This window comes from Cupriavidus basilensis OR16, from assembly GCF_000243095.1.
In the GTDB taxonomy this organism is placed as follows: domain Bacteria; phylum Pseudomonadota; class Gammaproteobacteria; order Burkholderiales; family Burkholderiaceae; genus Cupriavidus; species Cupriavidus basilensis_D.
In genome coordinates, this window is record NZ_AHJE01000075.1 from 17,975 (window position 1) to 36,996 (window position 19,022).

The 19,022-nt window shown below is 67.9% G+C and carries 14 protein-coding genes and 4 pseudogenes; 4 read left to right on the plus strand and 14 right to left on the minus strand.

Features of this window, described 5'->3' with window-relative positions:
* Nucleotides 1–3: 3 nt before the first annotated feature.
* The 14 genes and pseudogenes from OR16_RS25770 to OR16_RS25830 all read right to left on the minus strand — a co-directional run bounded on the left by OR16_RS25770 (nucleotide 4) and on the right by OR16_RS25830 (nucleotide 15,017).
* Nucleotides 4–1,131, minus strand: coding sequence for an acyl-CoA dehydrogenase family protein (locus OR16_RS25770; protein WP_006161227.1), 1,128 nt, complete (start codon nucleotides 1,129–1,131; stop codon nucleotides 4–6).
* A 15-nt stretch (nucleotides 1,132–1,146) separates the two neighbouring features.
* A pseudogene (locus tag OR16_RS25775) lies at nucleotides 1,147–1,952 on the minus strand (acyl-CoA dehydrogenase family protein).
* Nucleotides 1,953–2,193: 241 nt separating this feature from the next.
* Nucleotides 2,194–2,895 carry an alpha/beta hydrolase gene (locus tag OR16_RS25780; RefSeq protein ID WP_043421110.1) on the minus strand — a complete coding sequence of 234 codons (702 nt, stop codon included), beginning with the start codon at nucleotides 2,893–2,895 and terminating at the stop codon, nucleotides 2,194–2,196.
* A gap of 129 nt (nucleotides 2,896–3,024) precedes the next feature.
* On the minus strand, nucleotides 3,025–4,053 hold the full coding sequence (locus OR16_RS25785) for an NAD(P)H-dependent flavin oxidoreductase (RefSeq protein WP_006161234.1): 1,029 nt from the start codon (nucleotides 4,051–4,053) through the stop codon (nucleotides 3,025–3,027).
* A gap of 21 nt (nucleotides 4,054–4,074) precedes the next feature.
* The gene (locus tag OR16_RS25790; protein WP_006161236.1) at nucleotides 4,075–4,734 is read right to left on the minus strand and encodes a hypothetical protein; all 660 of its coding nucleotides are present in this window, start codon (nucleotides 4,732–4,734) and stop codon (nucleotides 4,075–4,077) included.
* The gene (locus OR16_RS25795; RefSeq protein WP_006161238.1) at nucleotides 4,731–5,732 is read right to left on the minus strand and encodes an acyl-CoA dehydrogenase family protein; all 1,002 of its coding nucleotides are present in this window, start codon (nucleotides 5,730–5,732) and stop codon (nucleotides 4,731–4,733) included. The genes OR16_RS25790 and OR16_RS25795 overlap by 4 nt, the downstream gene beginning before the upstream one ends.
* Nucleotides 5,733–5,772: 40 nt before the next feature.
* Nucleotides 5,773–6,804: an acyl-CoA dehydrogenase family protein gene (locus tag OR16_RS25800; protein WP_006161239.1), complete on the minus strand. Its 1,032-nt coding sequence runs from the start codon at nucleotides 6,802–6,804 to the stop codon at nucleotides 5,773–5,775.
* Between the two features lie 17 nt (nucleotides 6,805–6,821).
* Nucleotides 6,822–8,063, minus strand: coding sequence for an AMP-binding protein (locus OR16_RS25805; RefSeq protein ID WP_006161240.1), 1,242 nt, complete (start codon nucleotides 8,061–8,063; stop codon nucleotides 6,822–6,824).
* A complete protein-coding gene (locus OR16_RS25810; protein ID WP_006161242.1) occupies nucleotides 8,060–8,995 on the minus strand; it encodes an SDR family oxidoreductase in 936 nt (311 codons plus the stop codon). Before OR16_RS25810 ends, OR16_RS25805 begins: the two co-directional genes overlap by 4 nt.
* 48 nt (nucleotides 8,996–9,043) lie before the next feature.
* On the minus strand, nucleotides 9,044–9,451 hold the full coding sequence (locus tag OR16_RS46370; protein WP_237717223.1) for a tripartite tricarboxylate transporter substrate-binding protein: 408 nt from the start codon (nucleotides 9,449–9,451) through the stop codon (nucleotides 9,044–9,046).
* Entirely contained in the window at nucleotides 9,436–9,759 is a 324-nt protein-coding gene (locus OR16_RS46375) for a tripartite tricarboxylate transporter substrate-binding protein (protein ID WP_006161244.1), read from the minus strand. Before OR16_RS46375 ends, OR16_RS46370 begins: the two co-directional genes overlap by 16 nt.
* 90 nt (nucleotides 9,760–9,849) lie before the next feature.
* On the minus strand, nucleotides 9,850–11,037 hold the full coding sequence (locus OR16_RS25820) for a lipid-transfer protein (protein ID WP_006161246.1): 1,188 nt from the start codon (nucleotides 11,035–11,037) through the stop codon (nucleotides 9,850–9,852).
* Nucleotides 11,038–11,083: 46 nt separating this feature from the next.
* Nucleotides 11,084–12,087 (minus strand): annotated as a pseudogene (locus OR16_RS25825) (acyl-CoA dehydrogenase family protein).
* A 158-nt stretch (nucleotides 12,088–12,245) separates the two neighbouring features.
* Nucleotides 12,246–15,017: a LuxR C-terminal-related transcriptional regulator gene (locus OR16_RS25830; RefSeq protein WP_006161247.1), complete on the minus strand. Its 2,772-nt coding sequence runs from the start codon at nucleotides 15,015–15,017 to the stop codon at nucleotides 12,246–12,248.
* Between the two features lie 248 nt (nucleotides 15,018–15,265).
* Here OR16_RS25830 and OR16_RS46380 point away from each other — a divergent pair.
* The 4 genes and pseudogenes from OR16_RS46380 to OR16_RS25845 form a co-directional block, all read left to right on the plus strand.
* Nucleotides 15,266–16,399: pseudogene (locus OR16_RS46380) on the plus strand (CaiB/BaiF CoA transferase family protein); the annotation flags it as partial.
* 192 nt (nucleotides 16,400–16,591) lie between these two features.
* Nucleotides 16,592–16,951 (plus strand): PaaI family thioesterase, encoded by a 360-nt coding sequence (locus tag OR16_RS46385; protein ID WP_272942872.1) that lies wholly within the window; start codon nucleotides 16,592–16,594, stop codon nucleotides 16,949–16,951.
* A gap of 341 nt (nucleotides 16,952–17,292) precedes the next feature.
* On the plus strand, nucleotides 17,293–18,261 hold the full coding sequence (locus tag OR16_RS25840; RefSeq protein ID WP_043421131.1) for a Bug family tripartite tricarboxylate transporter substrate binding protein: 969 nt from the start codon (nucleotides 17,293–17,295) through the stop codon (nucleotides 18,259–18,261).
* 221 nt (nucleotides 18,262–18,482) lie between these two features.
* A pseudogene (locus OR16_RS25845) lies at nucleotides 18,483–19,022 on the plus strand (porin); the annotation flags it as partial.

Below are 19,022 nucleotides of genomic sequence, written 5' to 3' on the forward strand. Positions count from 1 at the left end.
CGACTACGCGGCCATCGCCACGCAATACCGCGCCAGATGGTAGTCCGAATCCCCCAGCAGCACATCCACCATCGCCAGCCGCTTGAAGTAGTCGCCTACCTCCAGTTCATCGGTCATGCCCATGCCGCCGTGCAACTGCACGGCCTGCTGGCCAATGAAGCGCCCTGCCCTGGCCACCACCACCTTGGCGCCGGACAACATGCGGCGGCGCGCGGCAAGATCGGGCTCGGTCAGCGCCTGCGCCGCCACATAGGCCATCGACAGCGCCAGCTCAGACTGCACCAGCATGTCGGCCATGCGATGCTGCAAGGCCTGGAAGCTGGCCAACGGCTTGCCGAACTGATGACGGTTGCGCAGGTATTCGCCGGTGATGGCAATCAGCTTGTCCATCGCGCCGGCCGCTTCCGCGCACAGCGCGGCAATGCCATGATCGATGCCATGCTCAAGCGCCGCCAGGCCGTCCGCGGGCTGGCCGATGACGGCATCGGCGCCGACCAGCACATTGCTGAGCTTCAGGTCGGCGGCATGCAGGCCGTCCATGGTGGGATAAGCGGCGACGGTCAGCCCGGGCGCGCCGCGCGGTACCAGGAACAGAGCCAGGTCGTTGCTGCCGGCAATACGGGCGCTGACCAGCAAGGCATCCGCCGCCGCGCCGTGCCAGGCCAGCGACTTGATGCCGTTGAGCACATAGCCATCGTCCCGGCGCTCGGCGCTCGCGCGCGCGGCTTCGGGACGGTAGCGCGTGACGGGCTCGAGATAGGCCAGCACAAGCACGCGCTCGCCGGCCGCAAGCGCCGGCAGCCACGCTTGCTGTTGCGCGGTGCTGCCGTACGCAGCGAGCACGGCGGTCGCCATCACCGCGCTCGGGATCACCGGCTCGGCTACCAGGCCGCGCCCCAGCTCGCGCTGGACCACCAATTGGCTGGCAGCACCGTGGCCGAAGCCGCCGAACTCCGGCGGCACCGTCAGTCCCAGCACGCCCATCTCGGCGAGGGCCGACCATATCTTGCGGTCGAAACTGCCGCCGCCACGCGTGCTATTGCGGCGTTGCGTGAAGGTGTATTCCGTATCGACAAAACGGCGCAGGCTGTCCGCCAGCATCCGCTGCTCTTCGCTGTAGGTAAAGTCCATGTCTGCTGAGTCCCTTCAGAATCCGAGGATCATCTTGGCGATGATGTTCTTCTGCACCTCGGTGGCGCCGCCATAGATGGTGGTCTTGCGCATATCGAAGTAGGTAGAGGCGGCCGGTGCGGCCCAGTCCGGGCCATTCACCGGTTGCACCGTGCCCGCGTCGAGCCATTGCGGAGCGTACGGCCATGCGTGCGGGCCGGCCACTTCCAGTTGCAGCATGGCGATGTCCTGCTGCAGCTCGGAGCCGCGGATCTTGATGATGGAGGCCTCTGGGGCCCGGGCCCCGGCCGCCGTCCTGGGTGATCGCGCGCAGCAACAGCATCTCCAGCGCCATCAGGTCCATCTCCAGGCGGGCGATCTTGTCGCGCATGCGCACGTCCTCGCTCATCGGGCGCCCGGCGCCATCGGTAGCGAGGCCGGCATAGTGCTTCAGCTGGCGCAGCTCGCGGTGGCAGTGGCCGATGCCGGCAATCCCGGTGCGCTCATGGCCAAGCAGGTACTTGGCGTAGGTCCAGCCACGGTTCTCCTCGCCCACCAGGTTGGCCACCGGCACCTCGACGTTCTCGAACCACGTTTCGTTGACGTCGTGGCTGCCGTCGAGCGTGACGATGGGCCGCACGGTGATGCCGGGCGACTTCATGTCGATCAGCAGCATCGAGATGCCGCGCGTGCAGGATGCGGTGCCAGCGCACGTAATCGTCCTTGCCCAGGCGGCGGTGGCCCAGCACCTTGGCGCGGATATCGGCGGGCAGGTTGCCCTGCACAAAGGCGCGGACTTCCTCCCGGAACCCTTGTTCCGCCGCGGTGAATCGCAAATCCATTGGTTTGTCCCCTCGTGTTGTCACGCTGCCCCGGCGGCTGCATCGTGCCAGGGCCAGCATGTTTGAAAGCATCTGGCCGCCCCATACTAGCGGCACAAGGCGGATTCGGCTGCGCGCCGATGGGTGGGCCACCTATCGGCGCGATCAGCGGCCATGCCTTCGCCGGCAGCGCGCGCGGCGAAATCCGCGCCGATTGCGTCCAGGGTCGGCATGGGCGCCTCGAATATGCCGTCGGTGGCGCCTACTTCGGCTCCAGCGAGCGGGCCGCTTCGTCGATCAGATCGGCAATCTCCATGGCATGAGAGGCCAACGACGCGTGACTCGCCGCTAGCGTGATCGTCTTTCTCGGCTTCATGCGCTCGGCCATCCAGCGCTCGGCCTCGGGCGGGATCATGCGGTCGCTTTCCGATACCTGGTACCAGCTCGGCAGGGCCTTCCAGGCCGGCGGCCCGGACTTGTCCTCGAAGCAGCGCGCAGCGATGGGCTTTTGCGTCGCCGCCATCACCAAGGCGTCGGTCTCATCGAGGTCGTCGCCAAAGCTCTCCTTGAAGGCGGCGGGATCGAGCCAGAGAAAGCCTTCCTTGTCAGGCCGGATATGCGCGGCTCCAGGAGGGGGCGCTTGCCGGGCAAAGATGCTGCCAAGGCTCTCGCCCTCATCCGGGGCGAACGCGGCGACATAGACAAGGCCCGCCACATTCGACGTGTGGCCGGCGCCGGTGATGACAGCGCCGCCATAGGAATGCCCCACCAACAAGGTCGGGCCATCCTGCGCCGCGGCGAGCTTGCTGGTGCGATCGATGTCGTCCGCAAGCCCGGTGAGCGGGTTCTGCACCGCGACCACGTGGTAGCCCCTGGCGTGGAGCAAGGGAATGACGCCCCGCCAGTGGGAGGCATCGCCCCAGGCACCATGCACAAGAACGATGTTCATCCGAGCCGTTGTCATATCAGTTCTCCGTTTGGCAGCATGAGGATCGGGGGCTGCCATCCCCGCACAGCAAACCTGTCGCCATAACACGACATAGCGAGGCTAAATCCCTCACGAACCGTATGCTGACTAGCTTAGATGATCGAGCTACGCGCTATGCAGGCAAAGCCTGCATTTGCTCCCCCAGTCAAGGCGCCCCGCGAACATCCGTGCCGCATTCGCCGCATCACGCATCAACCGCTCGACGATCTCCGCGGCTGGCACGATGCCATCGGCAAAGCCGCCGGCCGGTCCCAGCGAGACGATCCCGGCCTCGACATCGCCATCCCGGTACACACGCTGCCGGGTGCGCGAGGACAGGATCAGGTCGCCAAAGTCGGCATGGCTACGCGCGCCCCCGGCTTCCAGCCGCTGGACTTCGCGCGCCGTGTCGTTAGCCATGACACGCCAGGTATCGCCCAGCGTGGACAGGATGGCGGTCGAACACCCCGCGTCGGATTCGACGATCCGCTGCTTCAAGGCATCGTGCGCAATGATCTCCGAGGCGACCATGAACCGGCTGCCCATGACGACCCCGTCGGCACCAAGCGCGAGCGCGGCGGCAATCTGCCGGCCGTTGCCGATGCCGCCGCCGAGCACCATGGGGATGCGGATCTGCTCCAGCGCGAAGGCGCCGTTGACGAAGGCCGACAACTGGTTGGCGCCCGGATGGCCACCCTCTTCCATCCCGACCAGCGCTACCGCATCCACGCCGAGCCGCTCAGCGCTCAGCGCATGGCGCACGCTGGGGCACTTGTGGATCAGGATGCCGCCGCCCTTGTGGATCACGTCGACCAGCGTCTCGGGCGACGACCCCGCGCTCTCGAAATAGCGCACGCCCTCTTCCAGCGCAACGCGTATCCACCCGGCGACATCCTTGTTTGCGCCCGGGCGGCGCGACAGCGTCAGGTTCACCCCGAACGGCCGCCCGTTTGTCAGCGCCCGGCAGCGCCGCAGATCGCCGCGCAATGCCTCCGGGTTGTCGAACGAGCGCGCGGTGATGAACCCCATGGCGCCCGCGTTGACCAGCGCGGCGACGATGCCGGACTCGCCCAGGTGGTGCATGCCGCCCAGCAGCAGCGGATGGCGGATGCCGAAGAGTTCAGTGATGCGGGTGCGGAAGTTCGGATCTGTCATGGCATGGCTTCGGTAGCCGCCTCAAAGACGGCTTGGATCATCGTGCGTAGTTGGGACATGGCGGGTCACCGTCCAGCCCGTGAACGGGTCCGAGACACTCCAGCGCCGGGTCCACCGCGTGTTGCAGGCGCGGCACTGGTGTTCCTTGGTCTGACACACCACGCCCGCGCCAAAGCTACGCCAGCGCACGTCGCCGACGGGCCGCAGCGCGGCATGGCCATCCGCGCAGCGCATATCGTGGCGCAGGCTTTCGCAACGCGCGCACAGGTCCTGCATCGGCTGCGCCACCGCCGGGCTGGCAACCAGCGGCGGCGACGCCGGCGTGCACATTTCCGCGACATGGCCGCGCCGAGCCTGGATCCGGCGCAAGGACGCCCAGAACAGCGCGCGCAACGCATCGGATCCGCTCTCCAGCGCCGCGGCCCGGCAGCGGTCCACGTGATGTTGCATCGCCATGCCAAACTCCGACGCGGAGGCAAAGCAAACCACCCGCGCATGGGGATCGCCGTCCTCGATCCAGCGGTCGAACAGGTTGACCAGATGCCGGTAGTAGTCCTGCGTGCCGTTCGCGGCACGCTTGAGGGTGAGCTTTTGGGCAAGCCGGCTGCGCTCGCGAACTTCCACCCTGAGTTCGCCAAGCAGCGGCAGCAGCCGCGCGGCGGGCCGGCTTCGCGCGCTCATGCGGCCGCGGCGCCGAGCGTCGTCCGTACGAAATCCGCCACCGGGGCCTGCGTCCGGGCCAGCAGGGCTTCGCCCACGATCCGGTTCCAGAACGTCTGCGCGCCATCCGCCGCGCACCATTCATGCAGCCGGCGGGTGTAGAGCTGCAGGTCGTATTCTTCGGTCACACCGATGGCGCCATGCAGCGCGTGCGCTGCGGCTGCCACCAGCGGCACCGCCATGCTGGTGCGTGCCTTGGCCATGGCTGCCGCAAGCCGCTCCGGCACGCGGCCCGCGCCGCTGAATGCCATTTCGGCCGCGATGCCGGCCGATGCCACGTGCTGGGCCATCACGCTCAACTGATGCTGCACGGCCTGGAACTTGCCGATCGATTTGCCAAACTGCGAGCGGTCATTGCAGTACTGCAGCGTCATGCCGAACACGCGATCCAGCGCGCCTGCGATGGCCGCTGCGTGGATCGCCGCACTGAACAGGCGGACTTCCTCGCCGTTGCCGCCAACGGCGGCAGGCACTGCGTCCGGGCCCCAGGACAGCGTGCCGCACAGGCTGCCGCGCACACCGGTGGCCGTGCGCTGCGCTTGCGCGGCATCGAGCAGCAGCAAGTCGCCATCCACGTCCGCGAGCACATGGCCGCTGGTCATGCCGAACGGCACCCGCGCAGCGCGCAGCGAACCGTCTGGCGCGCGCCGGCAAGCCCCGGCCAGCGTGATCATGCCGGCCGGGGCCCGCACGTTAGCGTCGCGCAGCAGCGCGCGCGCCGCGATGGTCTGCGCTGCCGGCACGGGCAAAGCATAGCGCCCGAAGGCGGTGAAGATGGGCGCCAGCGCAGGCAGCGGCAGCCCGGCGCCGCCAGCGGCCTCGGGCGCCAGCAACTCGAGGAAACCCGCCTCTTCCAGCGCGCCCCAGACTGCCGTGGGTGCCGCGCCACGCTCGATGGCCCTGACGGCTTCCGGTGTGACACGGTCGCGCAGGATTTGCTCAATGGCTTCGGTGAACATGTGTCTCTCTTTTCTATGTCGTGGGCAGACAGCCGCAGGCTCAGCGCAGGCCCAGGCCGCGCGCGATCATGCCGCGCAGCACCTCGCGCGTGCCGCCGCGCAGCGAGAATGTCGGCGAGATCTGGCTGAGATAGGCCACCGTGCGATACAGCTCGGCGCCGACCTCCTGCCCGGGATCCGCGGCAATCGCGGCTTCCAGCAGCGCGGGGATGGATTGTTCGAACTCGGTACCGATGTCCTTGACCAGTGCCGCCTCCACAATCGGGCTTTCGCCGCGCGCCAGGCGTGCCGTGACCGCCACCGACAGGCTGCGCAAGGTGGCCAGTTGCGTAGCGAAACTGCCCAGCAGGACGGTATCGGCATCGCTGGCACCGTGCCGGCGCAGGTGCTCGGCCCAGCAGTCGATCAGCACGATGCTCGAGTAGATGCGCTCGGGGCCGCTGCGCTCGAAAGCCAGTTCGGCCGTGACCTGCTCCCAGCCCCCGCCCTCGTTGCCGATCAGTGTGCCGTCGGCCAGGAACACGTCATCGAACGTCACCTCCGAGAAATGCGCGTCACCGGTCAGGTCGACGATGGGACGCACGCTCACGCCCGGCAGCGATAAGTCGACGATGCATTGCGAGAGCCCCTTCTGGCGGTCTTCCGGCACCCCGGACGAGCGCACCAGCGCGATCATGTAGTGGCAGTGATGCGCATTGGTGGTCCAGATCTTGCGGCCATTCAGGCGCCAGCCGCCTTCGCAGCGCGTGATGCGCGTGCGCACGCTGGCCAGGTCCGAACCGGCGTTCGGCTCGCTCATGCCGATGCAGAACAGGCGCGGCATGGCGTCGATGAAGTCGATCGAGCGCGGCACCATGTAACGGGCCACCTTGGTGCGCAGGTAGGCCAGCAGTTCCTCGGCCAGTTCCGCCGACGGCACCACGCCGCTGGCGGGCTCGACGATGGCCTTGACCTCCTCGCCCATCTCCGGGTTCGGCACGCCGATCACCGCGGCGTCGCCCACGCTCGGGTGCACCACCAGCGCGTCCTCGATGGCCTGCGGGTAGATGTTGACGCCGCCCGAGATGATCATGAAGGCCTTGCGGTCGGTCAGGTAGAGGCCTTGCGGTCGGTCAGGTAGAGATAGCCGTGCCCATCCAGGCGGCCAACGTCGCCCACCGCGGTCCAGGTCGGATGCACGGGGTGCTGCGCCGAGCGGGTCTTCTCGGGGTCGTTGTGATAGTGGAACGGAAGCTGGTCGCGCTCGAAGTACACCATTCCGGTCTCTCCCACCGGCAGCTCCCTGCCCTCGTCGTCGCAGATATGGAGCACACCCAGCAAGGCACTGCCGACCGAGCCCGGGTGGGCCAGCCATTCCTGCGTGTCGAGCGTGGTTACGCCATTGCCTTCGGTGGCCGCGTAGTACTCATGCAGGATGGGCCCCCACCAGTCGATCATCTGGCGCTTCACGTCCTGCGGGCACGGTGCCGCGGCGTGAATGGCCACGCGGTGGCTGGACAGGTCGATGCCCTGGCGCTGCTCAGGTTCCAGCTTGAGCATGCGGATAAACATGGTCGGTACCCACTGGCTGTGGGTCACGCGATAGCGCTCGATCAGGCGCAAGGCTTGCACCGCGTCGAACTTCTCCATGAAGACAATAGTGCCGCCGCAAAACTGCGTCTCCAGCCCGTAGCCGAGCGGCGCGGTGTGATACAGCGGGGCCGGCGAGAGGTAGATGGTCTGCGCGTCGAAGCCGTAGCGCTCGAACTGGGGCCGGCGCGCCGAGCCGGAGCCTTCTGTGACCATGCCGTTGGGCTGGTTGCGGATGATGCCCTTTGGCCGCCCGGTGGTGCCGGAACTGTAGATCATGGTGGCGCCCATCCATTCCTCGGCCAGGCGCTCGGCGGGATAGCCCTGGGTGGTGTCCTCATAGCTTTGCCAGCCGGGGATCGTTCCGTCCATCATCAGTTGCAGGCGGCAGGTGGGCATCAGGCCGCAGAGCTGCGCCGCCAGCTCGCGCATGGCGTACGAGGTCACCACCACCTGGGCATTGCTGTCCTCGATGATATAGGCCGCCTCCGGCGCGGTCAGGAAACGGTTGACCGGGGTGATCATCAGCCCCGAGCGCAGCGCCGCCCAGCACAGCTCGAAGCAGCGCATATTGTTCTCGAGCACCATGGCGATATGGTCGCCGCGCCGCAGGCCCTGCGCGTGCAGGCACTGGGCAAAGCGGTTTGAGCGCGCGTCGAGCTCCCGGTAGGTCAGGACCTCGCCGGTGGTGCCGTTGATGGCGGCGGGCTTCTCCGGCGTCAGCTCGGCATGGTCGCCCAGGTATTTTGGCGTCCGGCTCATCGCGCCGCTCCCGGGATCTCGCCGGAGGTGTCGGCGTTGGCGGCGGCCTGGCGTACCAGCGCCGGGATCCGCGCGCCCAGTTCTTCCACCTGCCAGCGGCCCTCCTTTTCCATGCGCGGGCCGGCATGCCAGCCCTCGGCCACGGTGATGCGGCCGCCGCGCACGCCGAACACGCGCCCGGTGATCTCGCTCGACTCGAGGCTGCCCAGCCATGCCACCAGCGGCGCCACGTTGCCGGCGTCCAGCGGGTCGAAGCCCGGCGCCGCGCCAGCGGTGAACTCGGCGCGCCTTGCCGCGAAGATGTCTTCGGTGAGGCGGCTCATCGCGGTCGGGTAGATCGCGTTGACCGTCACGCCATAGCGGTCCAGTTCGCGCGAGGCAATCACCGACATCGCGGCGATGCCCGCCTTGGCCGCGCCGTAGTTGGCCTGGCCCGCGTTGCAGTACAGGCCCGACGACGAGCTGGTATTGATCAGGCGGGCCACGCGCTGGCGGCCTGCCTTGGACTCCTCGCGCCAGTACGCGGCGGCATGGCGCGACGGCGCGAACGTGCCGCGCATATGCACGCGGATCACCGAATCCCAGTCTTCCTCGGTCATGTTGACCAGCGTGCGGTCGCGCAGGATGCCGGCGTTGTTGACCAGCACGTCCAGCCCGCCGAACTCGCGGATGGCGGCGTCGATCATGTTCTTCGCGCCGGCCCAGTCGGCCACGTCATCGAAATTGGCGATCGCCTCTCCGCCCATCGCCCGGATCTCCGCGATCACTTCCAGCGCCGGCCCGCTGGCCGAGCCGGCGCCGTCGCCCCTCCCGCCCAGGTCGTTGACGACCACCTTGGCACCCTGCCGCGCGAATTCCAGCGCGTACTCGCGCCCGAGGCCCCGGCCAGCGCCGGTGATGACGACAACGCGATCCTTGCAAAGCTGTTGCATGGCGAATCCTTGATCTCTGATACCGTTTGCTAGTTGAGTTGCCGCGCCTTAGCGCGCGCTGACGTCGTAGGTCTTGACCAGTTGCCGGTAACGTACCGTCTCCGAGCCGATCATCGCTGTCATCTGCTTGCCGGACTGGCCGATCACGTCGGCATACGCTGTGCGCGCCGCGAAGTCCTTGAACTCCGGCTTGTCGATCACCTTGAGCAAGGCCATCTCCAGCTTGTGGGCAATCGGCTCGGGCGTCTTGCTGCTGACGCCAAAGCCGATCCACACGGACAGCTCGTAGTTGGGCAGGCCGCTCTCGCGCACCGTAGGCACCGCCGGCAGCTCCGGATGGCGCGTCTTGCCGGTCACTGCCAGCGGCCGCAGCTTGCCGGCGCGAATCAGCGGCAGCGCGCCGCCCACGTCCAGCAGCGCCACATCCACCGATCCGCCCATCAGGTCCGACTGCACCTGTGACGCGCCCTTGTAGGGAATGTGGTTGAGTAGCCGTCGGCCGGCGCGTTGAGCAGGCTCTGCACGGCGATCAGCGTATCCGCGCCGGGACGGTTTTCCACGATGCCGGGCTGGCCCAGCTCCTTGCCCACCTGCTCCGCCACGAAGCGGGTCACGGTGTCGGAGCCGCTGCCCTGCGTCAGCGGCACGATGAAGCGCAGCGGGCGCGACGGGAAGTTGTCGGCGGGCGCGGCGGCCAACGCGGGCATCAGCATCGAAATGGCGAGGCCAACGCCAAGGAGGCGTAATGGCAGTGAGATCTTCATGTTGCTGTCTCCAGTCCGGATGCGGCGGCCGGCTCGTGTCGGCTGGCCGCTCGCACCTCTTCGTTCGCTTCGGGCAGGCTTGCCCTTGCCTCAGTTCTTGCCGTACAAGGTCACCACACAGGCGCCGCCCAGGCCGAGGTTGTGCTGCAAGGCAAGCTTGGCGCCCTTCACCTGCCGCTGGTCGGCGGTGCCGCGCAGCTGATGGGTCAGCTCGTAGCACTGCGCAAGCCCCGTGGCGCCCAGCGGATGCCCCTTGGAGAGCAGGCCGCCCGACGGGTTGACCACAACCTGGCCGCCGTAGGTGTTGCCGCCGTCCGCAACGAATTTCTCCGCGCCGCCTTCAGGGCAGAAGCCAAGCGCTTCGTAGCAGATGACTTCGTTCTGCGCGAAGCAGTCGTGCAGCTCGCACACGTCGATGTCTTCCGGGCCGATGCCGGCCTGCTCATACACCTTGTTGGCCGCCGAGCGCGTCATGTGCGTGCCGACATAGTTCAGCATCGACGGCGGGTCGAACGAGGCGGGCGGATCGGTGGTGAGCGACTGGGCCACGATCTGCACGTCGGTGCGCAGGCCGTGCTTGTTCGCAAAGCGCTCCGACACCAGGATGGCGGCGGCACCGCCGCAGGTGGGCGGACAGGCCATCAGGCGCGTCAGCACGCCGGGGAACAGCACGGTGTCGTTCATCACGTCTTCGGTGGTCACCACCTTGCGGAACAGCGCCAACGGGTTGTTGGCGGCATGGCGGCTGGCCTTGGCGGGCACCGCGGCAAAGGTCTCCAGGCGCGCGCCATAGCGCTGCATGTATTCGCGCCCCGCGCCACCAAAAGTGCGCACCGCCTGCGGCAGGTGGGCCATATCCGCGGTCAGGCCGTGCATGATCGGCTGGAAGCGCGCACGGGTAACCGGCCGGTCGTCCCAGTGCGACTTCAACGCGCCGGCCTGCATCTGCTCGAAGCCAACCGCCAGCACGCAGTCGGCGTCGCCCATGGCGATGGCCTGGCGCGCCAGGTAAAGCGCGGTGGAGCCGGTGGAGCAATTGTTGTTGACGTTGACAATGGGGATGCCGGTCATGCCCACCTCGTACAGCGCCGTCTGGCCGCAGGTAGAGTCGCCGTAGACGTAGCCGGCGAAGGCCTGCTGCACCAGGTCGTAGCCGATGCCGGCATCGGCCAGCGCACGGCGCACGGCTTCGGCGCCCATCTCGGTATAACTCAGGCTCGCGCCGGGCTTGGCGAAGGGGATCATGCCTACACCGCCGACTAGTACTTTTTCGCTCATGATGGTTTCCTGGATGTTCGTGGATGTTCCTGGATCGCGCTGAGACCTAGAGCTTGCGGGCGATCAGTTCGCGCAGCACTTCACTGGTGCCGCCGAAAATACGGGTCACGCGCATGTCGACAAAGGCGCGCGCGATCGGGTACTCCAGCATGTAGCCGTAGCCGCCATGGAGTTGCACCATCTCGTCGATGCACTTCCACATGGTCTCGGTTAGTCCCACACCGTCTGGTTGAAGGCACGGCGGTCCTTGACGTACTGCAGCGTCAGCTCGAGCTGGCGCTCCAGCCTTGCCGCGCAGTACACCGCAATGATCAGGCGCTCCTGCGGCAGTTCTTCCATCAGGTGGATGAAGCCGCCGTTCTCGTTGCCGATCAGGTTGGTGGCCGGTACGCGCACGTTGTCAAAGAACAGCTCGGCGGTATCCGCGGCCCGCTGGCCCACCTTCTCCAGCTTGCGGCCTCGCCGGAAGCCCTCGCGGTCCGCTTCCACCATGATCAGGCTCACGCCCTTGGCCCCCGCCTTGGGGTCGGTCTTGCAGACCACCACGATCATGTCGGCGTTCAGGCCGTTGGAGATAAAGGTCTTGCTGCCGTTGATGATGAAGTCGTCGCCGTCGCGCACGGCGCTGGTGCGGATCGACTTCAGGTCGGAGCCGGTGCCCGGCTCGGTCATGGCGATCGCCAGGATCTTCTCGCCCCGGCAGATCGGCGGCAGCCATTGGCGCTTCTGTTCCTCGGTGCCCAGGCGCACGATGTACGGTGCCGTGATGTCCGAGTGCACCGAGAAGCTGGGGCCGGAGATGCCGGAGCGGTGGTACTCCTCGGCCAGTACCGCCGCGTGGCCAAAATCGCCGCCGCCGCCGCCGTATTCCTCGGGAACGGTCACGCACAACAGGCCGTCGCGGCCGGCCTTGAGCCAGGTCTCGCGGTCGACCAGGCCGTCCCGGTCCCACTGCGCCTGGCGCGGCAGGCATTCGCGCTCGAAGAAGCGGCGCGCGGTTTCCCGCAGCATTTCATGGTCGTCGCGATAGACGGTGCGCTTGATTTCCACCAGAGGCTCCTAGTTTGTCGGATTGCCAGGCCAGAGTCCCTCGCCGTGAAGCCGGGTGAATCCGGGTGAGTCCGGACGGGAGACCGCTGCCTTGATGGAAGTATTCTGGGCGCCGGGCGGGGAAAAGTACCCACCCCGGTGGAGTAGGGGTGGGTGCCCTAGCGGCTGGTGTGGGCGTGCTGCGGCCCGGCGGTCTTGAGGTCGCGCATGCGGGCCACCGCTTCATCGCGGCCCGACACCTCCAGCTTGCCGTAGATGTTCTTCAGGTGCCACTTGACGGTGTCCAGCGATACGCCGAGGACCCTCGCGATCTTCTTGTTGGGTAGCGCCTGCGCGAGCAGGCCGAGCACTTCGTTCTCGCGCTCGCTGAGGCTGTCGAGCGCCGGATTGGCCGCGCCGCGGGCAGACGGCACCACCTCCGGCACGGCCGTGGCCGCCACCAGCCGCTGCGCATAGAAGCCGAGCACGGGGTCGAACCCCTCCTCCACGGCCAACGCGTCAAGCATGGCTCGCAAGCGCGGGGACACGTCCAGGAGGCTGCGCATCAGTCCGAGCCTGTGCCCCAGGCGCAGGGCTTCGACCAGATGCCGGCGAGCGCCGTCGCGATTGCCGCGGCCTTGCTCGGCAAGCGCCATCTGCACGCGCAGGCTGGCCACGCGGCACCAGCGGCCGCCGGCCTCGGACAGCGCGTTGAGCGGCGTGAGGCGTGCGATGGCGCCATCGAAATCGTTGTGATGCAGGCACATGCGGATACGCGTCACCTGGGCGCAGACGCTGATTTCCCACGCGGTGCTGCGGGCGGCGCCCGAGTAGCGCGCGGCCAGCGCTTCCAGGCGCAACAGGACGGCGTGCGCCGCGTCGACCTCGCCCTGCTCCAGCAGCCAGCGCGAACGCCGATAGAGCGCATGGGCTAGCAGGCGGTCCACGCGATGGCGGGCCGCGTAATCCTCGAGGCGATCCAGGCAGGCGCGCGCCTCCAGCCGGCGCCCACCCAGCCAGTGCGCATTGGCGAGCACCGTCAGGCCCCGCAACACGGTATCCGGGATCGAGACGCGCTCCAGCACGTCGATGCGCTTTTCCAGCAGCTCGCGCGCGGCGTCGACATCGTTGAGCTCATAGAGCGCCTCGCCAAGCAGCGCCGCCGCCATGCAGGCAATGCCGATGTAGGCGGGGCCTTGCTGCTCAGCCTCGGCCAGCACGTCGCAGAAGATGCGCTCGGCCAGCAGGAACTGCCCCTCGGCGGCGTGGGTCATGCCGCCCATGCAGCGTCCCAGCAAGACCCCGCGCGGCGCGCCGCCGTGCAGCGCGCCCTCTTCCAGCACCTTGCGCGCCTGCTTGTATTCGCCACGGTGGATAAACATCCACGACAGGATGTTGCCACGCCCGGCATAGGTGAAATCATCCGCGTCGGGTGGCACGCGCTGCAGCTCCGGCAGCAAAGCCACCACCGAGTCGGTGTCGTCGCGCTGCAGCGCCAGCCCGCCGCGCAGCAGCGCCAGCGCATAGCGCTGCCTGGGCCCGAGCCGTTCATGCTGGGAGGCCATCTGCCCGATGCTCTGCATGAGCGCGTCAACCTCGCCGGCATACATCTGCAGGTAGGCCAGCACCAGGTGCAGGTCGAAGCGGGCCGTGACCTGTTCAGGTGGCAGCCGGCGTACCAGGCCCGCCAGCTCGCTCAGCTCCCCGCGCGCCAGCAGGTCGTGCGCGCAGGTTTCCACCAGGTCCGCCGCGGCGTTCGCGTCGCCAGCCTGCACGGCGTGGCGCACCGCTTCATCGATGTGCCCCTGCGCGCCAAACCAGTGCCAGGCGGCCGCATGCAGCGCGTGCTGCTCGGCGCTTGGCAAGCTTGCCAGCCGGGTGAGCAAGACTTCACGCAACAGCGGATGCAGGCGATACCAGGTTTCGCGATCCTGGCCGCTGCCGATCTGCGTGATGAACAGGTCATCCGCGTCCAGGTGGGCCAGCCGCGCGGCAATCTCGCCGGCCTCCTCCGGGCGGCCCAGCAGGGTGGCGCACAGGGAGGCGCAAAAGCGGTTGCACACGGCCATGCGCGTCAGCAGATGCAGCTCATCGCTGGTCAGGCGCACCAGCACCTCGCGCTCGAAATAGCTGGCGAACGTCTGCGCATCGCGCACCTGCACCCGCGCATAGGCCGCGCCTTGCTTGGCCTTGAGGTCGATTGCGAACAACTGGAGCCCGGCCGCCCAGCCGCCGGTCAGTGCGTGCAGCACCTGCGCGTCGCGCCTGTCGATGCCGCCAAGCTGGTCGCGCAGGAAGCGCTCGGACTCCTCCGGCGAGAAGCGCAGGTCGCGCAGGTCGAACTCGGTAGCCAGCCCCTGGCTGCGCAGGCGCGCCAGCGAAAGCGGCAGCGCGTTGCGCGAGGCCAGCGCCACGTGCAGGTGGGCCGGCGCGTAGTCGAGCAGCCAGCGCAGCGCCTGGAAGATCCGGGGGTCGTCGAGCAGATGGACATCGTCCAGCATCAACACCAGTTCGCGCCGGCGGCTGGCAACGCCGCGCACCAGCGTGATCATCCAATGCTCGGCTGCGGACTCGTCACCGTCGCGCCCCATCAGGATGGCCGCATCGCGCACCATGGCAGCGTCCACCACCGCCAGGCTTGCCAGCAGGCCGTTGAAGAAGCTGGTCAGGTCGTTGTCTTCTGGCGCCAGCGAGAGCCAGGCCACATCGAAATCCAGCGTCAGCAAAGCCTGTCGCCATGCCAGCAAGGTGCTGGTCTTGGCGCTGCCGGCCGGCCCCTGGATCACCACGCAGCGCTGGCGGCGCGCTTCCAGCAGGCGCGCCATCAGGGCCTCGCGGGGCATGAGGTGGCGCGCCCCGCGCGGCGGCGTGAGCTTGGTAGGGGTGATCGGCTGGACCACGCGCTCGGCGCAAGCGCGCGGCCCCGCTGGCTGCTCGCCGGGGTCGTACATGCTGGGAAACCTCTGGAAAGCCCCGCAGGCGCTGCTTTCGCGATGGAGATGGGGTGCCTGGATTATAGGGCCGGGATATCCCCATCCGGAGGCCTCGGGGGGCTGCCTACCCGATGCGGGTAGGTCCACGTCCGCCGGCAATTTGTTCTACTTGGCACCATGACGCCGTGCGGCTTTCCTGCCCCGGCGCCTTCCAACACCGCCAGGGCGCCGGGTCGCGCCCTGCCTTATCGTTCACAGGATCAGCAATGGGTGTACTAAGCGGCATTCGCGTAGTGGAGTTCGAAGCCATCGGGCCGGGCCCGTTCGGGGCCATGCTGCTGGCCGACATGGGCGCGGATGTGCTGCGCATCGACCGGCCGGTAGCGCCGACCGACCTGGGCCCCAAGTCCGCCACCGGCAAGCGGGTGGACGTGACCGGCCGTGGCCGGCGCTCGGTCACGCTCGACCTCAAGCAGCCGGAGGCGCGCGAAGCCGCGCTGGCGCTGATCGAACGCGCGGATGTGGTGATCGAGGGCTTTCGGCCCGGCACCATGGAGCGCCTTGGCCTGGGGCCGGAGGTGGCGCTGGCGCGCAACCCGCGCCTGGTGTACGGGCGCATGACTGGCTGGGGCCAGACCGGGCCCATGGCCGATCGCGCCGGCCACGACCTGAACTACATCGCGCTGTCGGGCGTGCTGTCCGGCATCGGCCGCGCGGGCGAGGCGCCGGTACCGCCGCTGAACCTGGTGGGCGACTACGGCGGAGGCGGCATGCTGCTCGCCCTGGGCGTGGTCGCGGCCCTGCTCAACGTGCAGCGCGGGGGCGCGGGCCAAGTGGTGGATGCGGCCATGATCGAAGGCGCCGCACAACTGGGCGCGGTGGTCTGGGGCCTGCTGGCCTCGGGCAACTGGCGCGAGGAACGCGCCAGCAACCTGCTCGATGGCGGCACGCCCTGGTACGACAGCTACCGTACCAGCGACGGCCACTACATGGCGGTGGGCGCGGTCGAATCGCGCTTCTATGCCGAGCTGCTGGAGAAGCTCGGCCTGGCCGGCAAGGACCTGCCCAAGCAGCATGACCGCAGCGGCTGGCCGGTATTGCGCCAGCACTTCGAAGCGGCATTCCTGACCCGCACGCGCGGCGAATGGTGCGCCGTATTCGAAGGCAGCGATGCCTGCGTGGCGCCCGTGCTGGGCTTTGCCGAGGCGCCCCATCATCCGCAGCACCGTGCCCGTGGCAGCTTTGTCGAAGTGGCCGGCGTGGTGCAGCCGGGCCCGGCGCCGCGCTTTCTCGGCACGCCCTCGGTGGTCGCCGGACCCGCGCCCGCACGTGGCGAGCACGGTGGCGCCGCGCTGCGCGACTGGGGGTTCGATGCGCATGCGGTCGCGCGTTTGCGTGCGCTCGCACAGGCCCGTGCGCCCCCTGACCATAGAGTGAATGCCATGTCTCAATTGCAATCTTCCGCCGCGGCAACCCTGCCACATCAGAATCCGCAGGCCCGCGGTGTGCCGGACGGCTTCGAGCCCGTCATTGGCGCCAAGGGCTTCATGCGCTTTTGCGGCGAGTTCTACCTGCATGCGGAGCGCCCCGTCATGGGCGTGCGCATCGCGCACGAACACCTGAACGCCATCGGCATCGCGCACGGCGGCTTCATGGCCATGCTGGCCGACAGCGCCTTCGGGGTGGTCATGGTGCGCCGTTTCGGCACCCTGCAGCCTCGCACGCTGCATCTGAGCGTCGACTATCTTGGCCCGGTACATGCCGGCGACTGGGTAGAGGCGCATGTGGACATGCTCAAGCAAGGCCGGCGCGTTGCCAACGTGAACTGCCGGATCATGGTCGGGGACCGCACCGCGCTGCACGCGGCGGGCGTGTTCTACCTTGGCAACAGCGACGGCCGGCCGGACCGCATCGCAAGCGTCTCGCCACTGGAAGGCCGCGCGCCGTCCTGACCTCACCCATCGGCCCAACCCATCAGCCCAACCCCTGCTTTCTGGCGGGGGCGCCAGCGCCCCCGCCACCGTATGCTCGATCACGGCAGCTAACCGGATGGCGGGCAGCGATCTCCTTGTCTCCACCCTGCCGGCGCTCGATGCCGGCGGGGCCTTGCGCTCCGGCCCTCTGGCCGGAGTTCTTTTTTGTACGCGGCCAAGCGGCACCCGGCGCCACGCAACGCACCGGGTTCACCCGGATAGTGCAATCCCGCCCCGCCAAAATGGCGGGTTACAGCCCTGGCCGCATCCCCTACCGTCGCAGTTGAGAAGCCCTTCCCAACCCAGCGAGGTCAGACATGATGCGTAAAAAAGCCCTTCTTGCCGTTGCCGCCCTTGCCTGGAGCGCGCTGTGCGGCGCACAGGCCTACCCCGCGCGCACCATCACATTCATCGTGCCCGCGCCGCCCGGCGGCGCAACGGACACCATCGCCCGCGCGCTTGCCGAAGACATGGGCAAGCGCCTGGGCCAGACCATCATCGTCGACAACAAGCCCGGCGCCGCCGGCATGCTGGCCGTGCAGGCGTTGACGCGCGCCGCGCCCGATGGCTACACGCTGCTGATCACGCATTCCGCGCCGATCATGAACACGCCCTATCTCTACTCGCACGTGTCCTACGACGTGCGGCGCGACCTGGCCTTTGTCTCCGAGATCTGCATCGGCCAGATCGTGTTCGCGGTCAACAGCAAGATACCGGCCAGGAACATGCAGGAGTTCTTCGACTGGGCCGCGCAGAACAAGGGCAAGGTCAGCTACGGCTCCTACGGCACGGGCAGCTTCCCGCATCTGCTGGGGGCCTACCTGAACCAGTCCCGCGGGCTCGACATGACCCATATCGCCTACAAGGGCGAAGCGCCGATGGTGCAGGACATGATCGGCGGCAACATCTCCTGGGCCATCGGCTCGGTCAGCACCCTGGGTCCGCAGATCCAGGGCGGACGCCTGCGCGCGCTAGCCATCGTCGGCAAACAACGCGTCAAGGCGTTGCCAAACGTGCCAACCCTGAGCGAGGCCGGCTTGAGGGACCAGGAGCTGAGCCCGCCAGGCTGGGTTGGCCTGATGGCGCGCTCGGGCACGCCTGCGCCGGTGCTCGCCCAACTGGAGGCGCAGGCGCGCGCATCCGTCAACTCCGCGGCGATGAAAGAGCGATTCCAGTCGCTCGGGCTGGAGCCGGTGGGCAGCACGTCGGCGGAATTCAAGCGCGACTTCGAGACGCTGGAACCGGTGATGGCGCGGCTGATCAAGGCGACCGGGGCCAAGGCTGACTGACGGCGCACCTGGCGCGCGTTGCGAGCAAACCGCTTTCGCATTCGTCAATAGGTACTGACCATCCAGGCGGTTTTCTGCGGGATTTAAACCACCATCGCCGCGTTTCACTCCCTTTTGGGTGGGTCCGAAAAAAGAGCGGCACGCTCTAATGCGATCACGGGATCCGACGAGGAGGCTGGTTCCCGATGACGCTGATAACAAGCACAAGGAGAAGACATAGCATGAAAAGAACATTGGTCGCGCTGGCAGCGCTGTGCGCAGTGAGCAGCGCAGCACAGGCACAATCGAGCGTTACCCTCTATGGCGTGATCGACGCATCGGTCGAGTACGTCAACAAGGTTGCCGCCTCGCCGGCAACGCCGACGGTGGGCGGCAGCCGCTTCGCGCAACCGAGCGTTGGCGGCCTCTCCGCATCGCGCTGGGGCCTGCGCGGCGTGGAAGACCTGGCCTGCGCGGCGTGGAAGACCTTGGTGGCGGCAACAAGGCGCTGTTCGTGCTCGAGAGCGGCTTCCAGCCCGACACCGGTGCCCTGCAGTCGGGCGTGCTGTTCGGGCGCCAGTCGTTCGTCGGCCTGCAGAACGGCTACGGCAAGATCACGCTCGGCCGCCAGTACACCAGCTTCTTCGACGGCCTCGCCAACTTCTCGCCGCTGCGGTTCGCAGCCACCTATGAGCCGGGCATCTGGTGGATGGGCCTGAACTACCGCGAAAGCAACATGGTCAAGTACACCGGCCAGTTCGGCGGCCTCCAGGCGGTGGCGC